Annotated in this window: 13 protein-coding genes; 9 read left to right on the top strand and 4 right to left on the bottom strand. The window is 50.4% G+C overall.

Annotation, left to right across the window (positions count from 1 at the left end):
* Positions 1–208: 208 nt before the first annotated feature.
* Entirely contained in the window at positions 209–640 is a 432-nt protein-coding gene (locus IEV46_RS04445; RefSeq protein WP_188430306.1) for a hypothetical protein, read from the top strand.
* 85 nt (positions 641–725) lie between these two features.
* Here IEV46_RS04445 and IEV46_RS04440 read toward each other — a convergent pair whose 3' ends face one another.
* A complete protein-coding gene (locus IEV46_RS04440; RefSeq protein WP_188430304.1) occupies positions 726–941 on the bottom strand; it encodes a spore coat protein CotJB in 216 nt (71 codons plus the stop codon).
* A gap of 195 nt (positions 942–1,136) precedes the next feature.
* Here IEV46_RS04440 and IEV46_RS04435 point away from each other — a divergent pair, with 195 nt between their 5' ends.
* From IEV46_RS04435 to IEV46_RS04420, 4 genes are all read left to right on the top strand, one after another.
* Positions 1,137–1,355 carry an alpha/beta-type small acid-soluble spore protein gene (locus IEV46_RS04435; RefSeq protein WP_188430302.1) on the top strand — a complete coding sequence of 73 codons (219 nt, stop codon included), beginning with the start codon at positions 1,137–1,139 and terminating at the stop codon, positions 1,353–1,355.
* 130 nt (positions 1,356–1,485) lie between these two features.
* Positions 1,486–3,063, top strand: a complete 1,578-nt coding sequence (locus tag IEV46_RS04430; protein WP_188430300.1) for an acetate--CoA ligase — start codon at positions 1,486–1,488, stop codon at positions 3,061–3,063.
* Positions 3,064–3,117: 54 nt separating this feature from the next.
* On the top strand, positions 3,118–3,669 hold the full coding sequence (locus tag IEV46_RS04425) for a hypothetical protein (RefSeq protein WP_188430298.1): 552 nt from the start codon (positions 3,118–3,120) through the stop codon (positions 3,667–3,669).
* Between the two features lie 364 nt (positions 3,670–4,033).
* A complete protein-coding gene (locus IEV46_RS04420; RefSeq protein ID WP_188430296.1) occupies positions 4,034–4,402 on the top strand; it encodes a hypothetical protein in 369 nt (122 codons plus the stop codon).
* A 34-nt stretch (positions 4,403–4,436) separates the two neighbouring features.
* Here IEV46_RS04420 and IEV46_RS04415 read toward each other — a convergent pair whose 3' ends face one another.
* Positions 4,437–4,961, bottom strand: a complete 525-nt coding sequence (locus IEV46_RS04415) for a hypothetical protein (RefSeq protein ID WP_188430294.1) — start codon at positions 4,959–4,961, stop codon at positions 4,437–4,439.
* Positions 4,962–5,184: 223 nt separating this feature from the next.
* On the opposite strand from IEV46_RS04415, the gene IEV46_RS04410 reads away from it, so the two are divergent.
* On the top strand, positions 5,185–6,186 hold the full coding sequence (locus IEV46_RS04410; RefSeq protein WP_188430292.1) for a S8 family peptidase: 1,002 nt from the start codon (positions 5,185–5,187) through the stop codon (positions 6,184–6,186).
* Here IEV46_RS04410 and IEV46_RS04405 read toward each other — a convergent pair.
* Positions 6,176–7,471, bottom strand: coding sequence for a S8 family peptidase (locus tag IEV46_RS04405; protein ID WP_188430291.1), 1,296 nt, complete (start codon positions 7,469–7,471; stop codon positions 6,176–6,178). The two genes, IEV46_RS04410 and IEV46_RS04405, sit on opposite strands and share 11 nt — an antisense overlap.
* Positions 7,472–7,874: 403 nt before the next feature.
* On the opposite strand from IEV46_RS04405, the gene IEV46_RS04400 reads away from it, so the two are divergent.
* Positions 7,875–9,848 carry a peptidoglycan D,D-transpeptidase FtsI family protein gene (locus IEV46_RS04400; RefSeq protein WP_188430289.1) on the top strand — a complete coding sequence of 658 codons (1,974 nt, stop codon included), beginning with the start codon at positions 7,875–7,877 and terminating at the stop codon, positions 9,846–9,848.
* Between the two features lie 249 nt (positions 9,849–10,097).
* Here the strand turns inward: IEV46_RS04400 and IEV46_RS04395 are convergent, their stop codons facing one another.
* A complete protein-coding gene (locus tag IEV46_RS04395) occupies positions 10,098–10,373 on the bottom strand; it encodes a gamma-type small acid-soluble spore protein (RefSeq protein WP_188430287.1) in 276 nt (91 codons plus the stop codon).
* Positions 10,374–10,460: 87 nt separating this feature from the next.
* On the opposite strand from IEV46_RS04395, the gene asd reads away from it, so the two are divergent.
* Together asd and IEV46_RS04385 are read left to right on the top strand one after the other, a co-directional pair.
* On the top strand, positions 10,461–11,309 hold the full coding sequence (asd, locus tag IEV46_RS04390; protein ID WP_188430285.1) for an archaetidylserine decarboxylase: 849 nt from the start codon (positions 10,461–10,463) through the stop codon (positions 11,307–11,309).
* A gap of 27 nt (positions 11,310–11,336) precedes the next feature.
* Positions 11,337–11,933, top strand: a complete 597-nt coding sequence (locus tag IEV46_RS04385) for a rhomboid family intramembrane serine protease (protein ID WP_188430283.1) — start codon at positions 11,337–11,339, stop codon at positions 11,931–11,933.
* The last annotated feature ends 5 nt before the right edge of the window (positions 11,934–11,938 follow it).

Genomic DNA, 11,938 nt, shown 5'->3' with positions numbered 1-11,938 from the left:
CTTTCACCTGCTGTTTCCGTGGTAGATTCTCTACCTTCCAGAAAACCAAGTGTAAATCCTTCCTCCATTACCAAACTAAATTTCCGGATGGGGCACTAGCTATATTTGACTTATTTTAACCATTTTTAGTATAAACATACTTATCGATGGTCATAAAGAGAATATGAGCATAAAGAACTGTCGGGATCGAAAGAAGGTGTAAAAGGGAATGTCCCAATCATCCGCAAAGGAATTCAGTTCTTTGTTGATCTCCCGGTCTGCCGGTCCGGGGCCGAACCCGCTTTCCCGATCAGCCATTCATAAAGACTGGGATGAAATTTCCAGAGCCACTCTCGTCATTTTGTGGGGGTTGCTTGTTTATCCCCGGTTGGATCCCAGTATGGAGCACTCCGGGACGGTGAAATTGGATGAGGTTTACCGTCTCTTCAATGAACATTTGGGAAACGTGTCTCAATGGAAACAAGTGCTGTACCGTCTGGAGACATACGATTACATTCGTTTTGCTGAGAATAAAAGCTTAATTCTTGCTGGTACAAGGTTGTGGACTGCGGTGGATGCGGGTCAGATGTACCGGATCTTCCGCTCTTCGGTCCTGGTTCGCGAGCTGAGGAGAAGTCATTTTCAGGATGAAGAAAAATAAAGAAAAAACAGGCTGTCCATAGGTGGACTGCCTGTTTTAATCAGTGCATCAAAAAACTATTGCAAGGCGCCAAGTGGCGCCATATTCATTTTTTGGCGGCCAATTGTTGTTGTGCAGAATGTAAGAGGCGGATACATCCCTGGTATTCCCTATCGAGTTCCTGCCGGATCCGCTGGTATTGTTGTTGACGTTCAAGGGCAGTGGCATCCTGAGGATGGCTGTCAAGGTACATATTGATTTCCGCCAGAAAAAAATCGATGGTTTGAAGTTCTCCGAGTAACCGATAATAATCATGTGTCAACGGACAACACCTCGCTGGGATTGGTAAAGAGAGGGGTTATAAGACCCGGATTCCAAAAAGTTTTAGGATATCCTATGCGAAAAATTCCCGTATTGATCCTTGGATCGCCGCCTATCATTCCAGATTTTCACACGCATTTCAAATTCCGATTCTAAGCAATATAAGAGTACCATCCATAAGGAGGTGAAACCGAGGATGCAACAACAACAAAACAACCGCGAGCGTAACAACAACCAACTGTTGGTTGCCGGTGCCGCTCAGGCCCTTGACCAAATGAAGTTTGAGATCGCTTCTGAATTCGGCGTTCAACTGGGTGCCGATACGACCTCCCGTGCCAACGGTTCCGTTGGTGGTGAAATCACCAAACGACTGGTTGCCCTGGCTGAACAACAACTGGGTGGCGGTGTAAAGTAATCTTTGAACTGAATAACTGGTATGAGGTTCAAGGCAGCGGTAAAACCGCTGCCTTTTCCAATATATATAAAAAGGATAACGGGAGTGGATGTCGAAAAAATGGACAAACCGCTTCTGGGAGGGAACAGATATGCAACTAATTATTCCTGAATATTACAACATGGCAATGGACGTGGACCGTCACGCGGAGACCGGCCGGGTGGCTATCCGTTGGGAGAATGACAGGGGTGAGAAACGGGACGTATCCTATTCGGAATTGAAGAAAGAGTCGGATCGGATCGCTCGGGGCTTATTGGCTTCTGGCCTGCAAAAGGGAGATCGGATCATGATTCTGCTCCCGCGGATTCCCGAGGCTTATACAGCATATCTGGGTGCTTTGAAGGCGGGTTTGACCGTGTTGCCAGGATCGGAAATGCTTCAGCCATCAGATATATCCTACCGCATTCGCCATGCTCAAGCCCAAGCGGTCATTTTTGATTCGTCTCTGCGGGGACGGGTGGAGATGGCGAGGGAGAATTGCACCAGCCTCCGGTACGGATGGGTTCATGGAGAAGACCGGGGAGATTGGAATGCTTTTGAGCAGTTGGGTGTTGGAGTGACCGATGTGGAGTTGCCCAAAACCCGAAGTGATGATGTGGCTTTTATCTCCTACACCTCGGGCACCACGGGGGGGCCAAAGGGAGTGATTCACCATCACAGCTGGGCTATTGCCCATCAGGCGGCCGCCGCCCGGCAGTGGCTGGGTGTCCGGCCGAAAGACACGGTTTGGGCCACGGCGGGTCCAGGGTGGGCCAAGTGGGTGTGGAGCCCTTTTATTTCCACCTTGGGAAGTGGTGCCACCGGGCTGGTGTATCAAGGGAGATTTGATGCTTCCAAGTATCTGTCTCTGATGGAGGAATATCAAGTCAATGTACTTTGCTGCACTCCGACGGAATATCGGATGATGGCCAAGGCGGATCACTTGGAGCGGTATCGCTTGACCAGTCTGCGAAGTGCCGTCAGTGCGGGGGAACCCCTGAACCGGGAGGTGATCGACACCTTTCGGCGCTACTTCAACGTTAACGTCCGGGATGGATATGGACAGACGGAAAACACACTTCTCGTGGCCACCTTGGAAGGTATGAAAATCAAGCCGGGTTCGATGGGCAAACCCACCCCCGGAAACCGGGTTGCCCTGATCGATGAGGAAGGTTGTCCGGTTCCGGTGGGGGAAGTGGGGGATATTGCCGTTCACAGGGATTCCCCCGCCTTGTTCAAAGGGTATTATCAGGACCCTGAACGAACAGCCAAGGCTTTCCGCGGTGAATGGTACCTGACCGGAGATCAAGCCCGACAAGACGAGGACGGATATTTTTGGTTTGAAGGGCGTTCCGATGATATCATTATCAGTTCCGGTTACACCATCGGTCCCTTTGAGGTGGAGGATGCCCTTGTCAAGCACCCCGCCGTCCGGGAATGCGCCGTGGTGGCCAGTCCGGACCCGGTCCGGGGCTCCATTGTGAAAGCCTTCGTCGTTTTGAAAGAGGGGAGGGAGGCTTCCGATGAACTGGTGAACCAGTTGCAGGAACATGTAAAAAAAGTGACAGCCCCTTATAAATACCCGCGGGCAATCGACTTTGTCACTGATCTTCCCAAAACGACCAGTGGCAAGATTCGGCGGGTGGAACTCCGCAATCGGGAATATGAGCGGAAACGCAGGCAATCTTGAACGGGATGTCCGGCTGCGGTATAATCTGGGGGAATCGCAGAGAGGAGTAGACCCATGCGTATTTTTCCCCATGCAAACGTAGTCAATTTTCAGGCTTCCATACGGGAGATGACCGCTCCCGAACTGGAACGTCTATTGAAAAAGATGATGACGGATGAAGCCCCGATGATGGCGGGGATTTTGGATACGTTCCAGGAAGCGGTGTATATTTACGGAACAGCAGACTCTGTCAGGGTGAATGAGGAAAGGGACCAGGTGGAGGTGATTGCCCGTTCCGAGGATGGAAAACTGCAATCCTTTGCCAGACCTTTCTCCAGGATGGTAATCAGCCATGAGATGCGCTTTGATATCGAGGTGGATGGGCAGGAAGAAGACAAAGTGGTTCGTTACCCTGTTTATTATGCCACCTTTGAGGAAGAAGAGGAGCAATCCCCGGAGGTCACTCTGTTTTTAGCTCCATCGCAAAAGGTGCCCACCCCATTGGAGTGTGTGGTGGAATTCTGGGAGCAGGCGGGTGATGTGGGGCGGGATGTTGAATTTACCGGGGGAGGTTGCAGCATTCCCCCCCATTTCAAAGAGAAGCTCAATCCCGACAGATCCGAGTGATAAAAAAGCCGTTGGCATCTATTGGATGCCGACGGCTTTTTTATATTGGACTGGGTGTCGACATGAGGGGAGAAAGATCTTTTGTTCAAAGAACGCACGAAAAGCGTTGTGAAAAACTTGTCACAGGGAGTGTCTTTGGCTTGTCGGAACTTTTGCGCAGAACGCTTCCAGATGTAATCGTTACCGTCTGCATCCTCTTTGGCTCAACATTGAAAATTTTCATTAGCGAAATTTGTTATTAGGCATCTGCCCCTTTTACCGGGCGCTGGGTGTTTGTCATGTGCAAAGCCCGCATCTCCACATACAACTATGATATATGGGAGGCCGGCACACGGATTGCATCAATCAGAGGAGGTGTGCATCTTTGACAGCCACGGGTCCTTCAAAGAAAGATTTCGCCGACCTGATCAACGGCTTGGTCGGTCATCGAGTGGTGAATGACAAAATACTGGACGGAATTTTGGAAGATGCGAAAGAAAGTTATCACCGTCAAGGGTTGGATGGCTTTTTTGAATATATTCGCCGGTTGACCGGTATCCCTCTGGGAAACAAAGAAATGAAAGAGCTGTTGGATACGATTATCGGTGCCGGTCGTCCGGAGAAAGCTTTAACCGGATTGATCGACCGGGAGTGGATCTCGAAAGAGCAGGCACGCTTGATCGGCCAAGGATTGGGGACATCGCCGGAGAAAAGAGCCCAGGGGAAAGGGAGGAGGAAAAAGCGTTCACGATAGAAACGGGCTGCAGGGGCAGCCCGGTTCGGAGTATTCAGTTCCGGTTTCTTCTTCTGCTCTGTTGTCTAGCTTGCCTCACTTTCATCACATTGTCCACGATTTTTGTCATCCCCGGTGCATTGATCAAATCATAAAGGCTATCACCGTCCTGGGAAAAGGGCTTATGTCCGTCGGAAGCGCCTCCCTCTTTCCCCTTTCCGGAGGATTTGGAGGACTCGGAACCTCTGTTGTTAGGATGGAGTGTTTCACCTTTATCGGGCTGGTTCTCTTTTTTTTCCGCAGCGATTTTTCCGGTGAAGTTTGTGGAGTTGGAATCTGCTTTTGATTTCATGTTGGCTATGAGCCCAATCACCTCCTGCAAGGCTTTTTTATCTTCCATGGCATGGCTCAATTTGGTCATTGCCTCCATCCACCGCTCCATCTTGGAAGTGGCGGCAGTGATCTCCCTGGAAAGATTGCGGATTTCTTCTATTTGTCGGGGGTGGAAAGAAGGGGTCGACTGAGGCGGACGGGTAGCATTTCGTCTGTTATGTCGGCGATCATACCTGGGTGGTTTCAAATTTACTCGCTCCTTGGGGTTGAAGTCTTGCTCAATATATTCAGGCCGGGGTTGGTCAGTGAGAGAAGGAGTTGGGACAATTATGTCTAGACCGGAATGGTTTCCAGGACCACTGCCAATGGTGAGCCGAAGGATGAAATATATCCGTAAGATTATGTATTTAGGAAACCACGGCAATCCCAGGAGTTGCATCCGTGAGATCAACCGGTGCGGAGGACGACCCGTGCGGTTTTTGCCCCATCTGGGGATTATCGTTGGTGAATTTGTGAGAAAAGAAGGTCCATACAGTCTGGAAGGACATCCCGATGTAGCTCATTGGGAGTATGATTCCCAAGTGAAGATCACAGATCCGATCGCTGGGGAAATCACTGAGGGGACAATGGAAGGGATTCCCTGGGGGATCCAGGATGTGGAGGCCTCCAGGGTTTGGCCCTATACCAAGGGAAGAGGGATTAAAGTGGCGGTGATCGATACAGGAATTGCAGACGATCATCCGGCCATTCAGAAGAACTACAGCGGTGGTGTCAACATCCTCTCACCCATGTTCACCCCCTATGATTATAACGGCCATGGGACCCATGTTGCGGCCACGATCGCCGGTCGGGCCACTGATTTAAATATCGTGGGAGTGGCTCCACGAGTGCACATTTACGGTGTCAAGGCATTTAACCGGAAAGGGAGTGCCAACCTGTCAGATTTACTGAGTGCGATCAATTGGTGCATCGAGAACAAGATGGACGTGGTCAATATGAGTTTTGGAATGCCCAAAGTGAGTGACACACTCCATGAAGCCATCCGGGTCGCTCATCGACGAGGCATCACGATGGTGGCGGCAGCAGGAAATCAGGGTAACTCCGGGAACGTGGATTACCCGGCACGATTTGATGAGACCATTGGAGTAACTGCAGTATCAAAGGATGGACGGTTGGCTGCCTTCAGCAATGTGGGGGATGGGGTGGATTTGGCTGCTCCTGGGGACAAAATCACATCGGCCTGGTTGAATGGAACCATCCGGGAGATGAGCGGAACTTCCATGGCTGTACCTCATGTCAGCGGGACGGCGGCCCTTCTTCTTTATCTTCGGCGGGATCTCAAGCCGGATCACATGAGGCGAATCATGGTGGAGTCAACGATTCCCATTCAGGAAAACCGAAACTATGGGAAGGTGAGCTCTTTTCAGTCGGTTCAATTTCTTGCCCGCCAGATGGGACGATTTATTCCTTAAACAAACGGGAACTGGTTTGAACAATACCTTTTCCCTGCACGTTGAGCGGCAGTCCCAGGCTTTTGGCGGATTTGATCAACTCCTCTTTTATCTGATCCGGCGTCCATTCCGGATGACGGGTCAAAAGTACAGCCGCCATACCAGCGACGATCGGGGTAGCCATCGAAGTACCGGAAAGGGTGGTGTAATACCGGTTGACCCGGCTGTCAGGAGCTGTCTTATCTATATAAGAACCGGGAACGCGCAGAGAGGTGATCCCGGTGCCGGGAGCGAGTATATCCGGCTTGTTGATATGGTCGATGGTGGGCCCGCGACTGGAAAAAGAAGCGGCATCATCATCAGAGATTGTGATTGTCCCTTTGTCATCGGAAGCTCCCACGGTAATCACACAGGGATGGATACCGGGACTTGAAATGGTTCCTGCTTCAGATCCGTCGTTTCCCGCAGCTGCGATTACGGTGATGCCTTGTTTCCAAGCTTGCTCGGCGGCTTGGGCGACAGGGTCGTCCCGATAGGAGGTTGGAGTCCGGCTGCCCAGAGAGAGGGAGATGACCCGAATGTTGTATTTATTCCGGTTGGTAATGCACCATTCAATTCCGGCAATCACATCCGAAAGATTTCCAGCCCCTATTTTGTTGAGAACCTTTACCCCGACCAGTTTTGCCTCTGGAGCGGGGCCTTTATATTTTCCGCCGGAGGAGTGGCCGTTGCCGGCTGCATCACCTGCACAATGGGTTCCATGTCCGTTATCATCATAAGGTTTGGCTTTTCCTTTGACAAAATCTTTGAAGGCGAGGATTCGGGATTGAGGATTCACCAAATCAGGATGGGTATGGATGCCGGTGTCAATGATGGCAATGGTGGCATTTTCCCCACGGTTTCCCGCTGACCATGCCAAAGGGGCGCCGACGGCGGGAACGGCTGTATTCAAAAGCGCATAAACTTTTCGGTCGAGGTAGATCCGCTTCACCTCGGGAAAAGAAATCATTTTTTCTAGTTGGGATAAGGTGAGATTCATACGAAAAGCGTGGATACTACTGAAATAATCCCTGGGGGATTGCATGGCGAACAGGGTGTTTCCCAAGAGACTGTCGGTCTGAAGATTTCGGTCGAGCTGTACCAAGACAGGCACCCGTGTCAAGCGATGGATCAGGGACAATGTGGTCCGATGGAATAGACAGGGGACATATCGAAGCACTTGCAGACGTTGGATCAGCGAACTTCTGAGGCTGGAATCCATTCGACGTCCATATTCCCGAATCCAACGGTATGGGGTTTGGGACATGGTTGAACTCTCCTCTATGAAATCGAGTTTGTTGTAAAATATGATTCATAGAAACAAGAGGTCACCACAGTGGCCCAACTCTTGAAAACCATTTTGACATTTTTTCCGGGATCAAAAAGTTGCTTTTGTGTCACAGTCATCGTGGGTAAAGCAGGTCCTCTCAACCCTTTGAAAATGAACGAATCATCCTGCATACCAGTGAGGGCAACCCTCTCGCAACTATGACAAGTTTTTGGTATCTTAAAGTATGAACGGGGGCTGCTTGATTGGAATGGAAAACAGTTTTTTTCGCGGAGTGCCTGCCTGGAATCAATTGACACCGCAGGGGAAAAGCCAATTCCGCCGTGGACGTGAGGAGGGCAAATCACTCATAGGGATCGGGTGAAAGGTTGGAATAAAAGCGATGATCAAACCCCGGAAACGGAATGTCAGACATGGAGAACTTACCTTTCAGCGCTTGTATGTCTTGTGGCTGATCGTTTTTTTGTTATTTGTGGCACTGATCCTCCGCCTATCTTGGGTGCAATTGGGAGGAGGAGAAAAATATCGGAGACTGGCCGAGGAAAATAATTTCAAACAGATTCCCGTAGTGGCTCCCCGTGGAGAGATCTTTGATACCAAGGGCAAGCTTCTGGTGGGAAATGAATCCCTGTTTACGGCGGTATACCTGGAGACGGACGAAACCGATGAGGAAAAATTGGCCACTGCGAAGAAACTTTCCAAGCTGCTGGACATTCCAGTGGAGGAAGTTCTGGAAAAAATGGATGTAGGACTGAATAAAAAGGGAGAACCCGTTCCCCGGAAGCAGCCTCCCTATTATCCCAAGAAAATAAAGGATCGTCTGAGTGAAAAAGAAGTGGTGCAGCTTTCAGAGCATCCCTCAGATTATAAAGGAATGAACGTATTTCTGGAACCGCTCCGAAAGTACCGGGAAGATTCCTTTGCGGTTCAAACCATCGGTTATGTTCGTCCCTTTGCCGGAGCCAAAACATCCCTTGAAAAATATAAAAAGGCTGCTGCAAAAACCGGAGACGGGGGATATCTTGACTGGGAACAAGTGGGCATGGATGGGATTGAATACAGTTTCCAGGATCACCTCCGGGGGCGGCACGGATATAAATTGGTCCGTGTCAATTCCACCGGTAAACCTGTGGAAGTGATCAAGGATGTGAAACCCCGGCCGGGGGACAATTTGGTTCTGAGCCTGGATGAAAAAATGCAGCTCGAAACAGAGGATTTTGTGGAAAAGCACCTACGGCGACTGAGAAACCAAGCAGGCAATGATCGGGCCCCCAATGCGCGAAACGCATACGCTGTGGCGATGGAAGTAAAAACGGGAAAAATCCGCACCATGGTCAGTTACCCCGATTACGATCCAAACATTTGGAATGGGACTGTCACCTCCAAAGATTACCAACAATTGATTTATACCATCCGAAATGGAACGATCATGGAAGCCCCTTATGATGCCCGCCATTCGCAAGACCCTGAAAAAGAATCCCAACGGCATCCCTTTTCAGTTTTGCCGCCGGGTTCCACATTTAAGCCGATGATGGCCTTGATGGCATTAAATGAAGGGATCATCCATCCATACACCGGTTTTCAGGATCCCGGAAGTTATTATTATGCGCGGGCAACCCCACCGGTAAGGAATTCGGGCAATCATCACTATGGTCGGTTAAATCTGAATCGGGCCCTGCAAAAGTCGGCCAACACGTTTTTCGCTTGGACAGCCAACCGTTGGTATCGGCAGGAAGGAGAAAAGAGTGTCAAGCGGTATAGAGAGTATACCCATCAGTTCGGCCTGGGGGTTCCAACAGGGGTTCCGCTAAAAGGGGAACAGGATGGGACGGAAGATTATCTTTCCATGTCGGGCAACTTTTCCGGACTGGGAGCGATGGTTCTGGGCTCCTATGGTCAAGCCCAACGTTACTCGGCTATGCAATTGGCTCAGTACACCGCGACACTGGCCAATGACGGGAGACGGATGAAGCCCTTGTTGACAGAGGCGATCCAGGATCAAAACGGAAAAGTCATCAAAGAGTTTAAACCGGAAGTGCTGAATCGCAGCAAAATCGCTCCCCAGCATTTTCAAACAGTGAAGCGGGGAATGATCTCAGTCACCCAACCCGGGGGAACTGCGTCTCATCTGTTTAAAAAACTTCCGTTTCAGGTGGCAGCCAAGACAGGGACGTCTGAACAGGATATCCCGGGACGGGGGCGGGTGGAGAATTCGGTTTTTGTCGCCTATGCCCCTGCTGACGATCCCGAGATTGCCGTGGCGGTGATCGTGCCTGAAGGCGGTTACGGGGGTGTTGCGGCCGGACCGATCGCGGAGAAGATGGTGGAGTTATATCAAAGGGAATTTATGGAATAACAACCGGGAAAGGCAGTTTTGGAAAGGATGAAAGAGAGCTTGGTTATTAAACCGCCATTTATGAGTAAAAATGTGTGAATGGCGGTTTCCTGCAATCATTTCGGTTACGAAATGATTTTTGCCGGGAACTGAGAGGCGATGAACCCCCGATATAATGGACCGCAGGTGGCGGGGAAGAAGCGTTGTGGAAACGTCAGCCCTAAAAAGATCCCATCCTGCTCAACAGGATGGGATCCGTTATGCTGGAAATTATTTTTGGTTTTGTTGTTTCTGGGCTTCGGCCTTTTGGTTTTGTTGCCGAACTTGCTGGGCGTTGGTTTCGGAAGCAAATTCGGTTCCAAACTGCTGTTGGCCTTGAGCGCCTCGGGCAGCTTGCCGGTTTTGCTGCCGAACTCGCTGAGCGTTCGTCTCGGAAGCAAATTCAGTTCCGAATTGTTGACCTTGAGCGCCCCGGGCAGCTTGCTGGTTTTGCTGTCGAATTCGTTGGGCATTGGTTTTGGCAGGGCCTTTGGGTTGGAAAGCCATTTATATCACCTCCGTGATATGTAGTGTGTCCGGAAACAGGTGATTCACTCCCCGAGAAATGTACTATTTATTGCCTGAGGAGGTATCATGAAAGAACGTATCCTGATAGCAATGCTCAATTGCATGCCCAAAAAGTCAGTATCCCGTTGGATGGGGCGTCTGGCCCGGTCCCCTCACAGCCGGAGGCTGATTCCATATTTTATCCGTCGATTTGATGTGGATTTGAGTCCGGTGGAAAAGCCGGTATCCCAATATCAATCCTTACTCGATTTTTTTGTGAGAGGGCTCAAGGAAGGAGCAAGACCGATAGATCCTGATCCCGAACGGATCGTCAGTCCGGTGGACGGCACTGTTTCCCAGATGGGGGAAATCCATGAGGGTACCATCCTCCAAGCGAAGGGTGTAACCTATACTCTGGAGGCTCTTCTTGGAGGAAAAGGGGAAAAAATCAGGAAGTTCGAGGGAGGAAGGTTTATCACCCTCTATCTCAGTCCGCGGGATTACCATCGGATTCATACACCGATTCAGGGGCGGGTGACCGGACTGACTTATATCCCGGGATCTCTCTTTCCGGTCAATCCCCTGGGAGTCCAATGGGTACGTGGACTCTTTGCAAGAAATGAACGTTTGATCACTTTTTTAGACAGTCCTGCAGGAGAGGTTGCCTTGGTTAAAGTGGGGGCGACCAACGTAGGGAGCATCCGGGTGGTATACGATCGGGAAATCATGACCAACTGCCGTGGGAGAAAACAGATCTTCAGCCGGAATTATCCGTGTATGGAAGTTTTGGAAAAGGGAGAGGAACTGGGCCGTTTTGAATTTGGCTCCACCGTGATTCTCCTATTTGAAGCCAATCGCATCGATTGGATCGGGGATCTTTCCCCGGGAACCATGATCCGAATGGGACAGCCGATTGCATGTATCCGGAGGGGTTAGACAGGTTGAAAAAAAGGGGGAGTCCCGGTGTTTCAACATACGCAACTTCCTTTCAGGCGCTTTAAATCCTATTTCCCGGTGGTGACCGGGATCTTGGCGATCCAAACCCTCCTCTTTTTACTGATGACCATCAGCGGAGGGTCGACCAATCCAGTGGTTTTGTTGCGTTTTGGAGCCTTGGAAAACACATTGTTGGCCCAGGGGGAATGGTGGAGGCTGGCTACACCCGTGTTTTTGCATATTGGAATCACTCATTTCCTTTTCAACAGTTTTTCCCTCTACCTGTTGGGTCCCCAATTGGAATGGTTATTCGGACGGTTGCGGTTCATCATTCTTTATTTGTTGACCGGAATCATGGGGAATTTGGCCACTGTCTATCTGGGTGAGGTGGGAATCAGTGCCGGAGCTTCCGGTGCCATTTACGGCTTGTTGGGGGTTTATGTTTATCTGTTTTGGTTTCGCAGGGGGTCGATGGATCCGGAGACGGGAAAAGGATTGCTGGCATTGGTGGCGATTAACTTGGTGATCAGCTTGCTTACGCCCACAATCAATCTCATGGCTCATCTGGGAGGGCTGGTTGCAGGTTTTTTACTGGCGGGACCGCTGATTCGTAGAAAAATGTAAGGGAC

Source organism: Kroppenstedtia guangzhouensis (genome assembly GCF_014637345.1).
GTDB lineage: Bacteria > Bacillota > Bacilli > Thermoactinomycetales > DSM-45169 > Kroppenstedtia > Kroppenstedtia guangzhouensis.
This window is presented reverse-complemented; position numbering and strand designations above follow the sequence as displayed.

Bases quoted from the DNA above. Each gene is read 5' to 3' on its own strand.
- IEV46_RS04445 (WP_188430306.1), top strand. From the start codon at position 209: ATGTCCCAATCATCCGCAAAGGAATTCAGTTCTTTGTTGATCTCCCGG.
- IEV46_RS04435 (WP_188430302.1), top strand. From the start codon at position 1,137: ATGCAACAACAACAAAACAACCGCGAGCGTAACAACAACCAACTGTTG.
- IEV46_RS04430 (WP_188430300.1), top strand. From the start codon at position 1,486: ATGCAACTAATTATTCCTGAATATTACAACATGGCAATGGACGTGGAC.
- IEV46_RS04425 (WP_188430298.1), top strand. From the start codon at position 3,118: ATGCGTATTTTTCCCCATGCAAACGTAGTCAATTTTCAGGCTTCCATA.
- IEV46_RS04405 (WP_188430291.1), bottom strand. From the start codon at position 7,471: ATGTCCCAAACCCCATACCGTTGGATTCGGGAATATGGACGTCGAATG.
- IEV46_RS04400 (WP_188430289.1), top strand. From the start codon at position 7,875: ATGATCAAACCCCGGAAACGGAATGTCAGACATGGAGAACTTACCTTT.
- IEV46_RS04395 (WP_188430287.1), bottom strand. From the start codon at position 10,373: ATGGCTTTCCAACCCAAAGGCCCTGCCAAAACCAATGCCCAACGAATT.
- asd (WP_188430285.1), top strand. From the start codon at position 10,461: ATGAAAGAACGTATCCTGATAGCAATGCTCAATTGCATGCCCAAAAAG.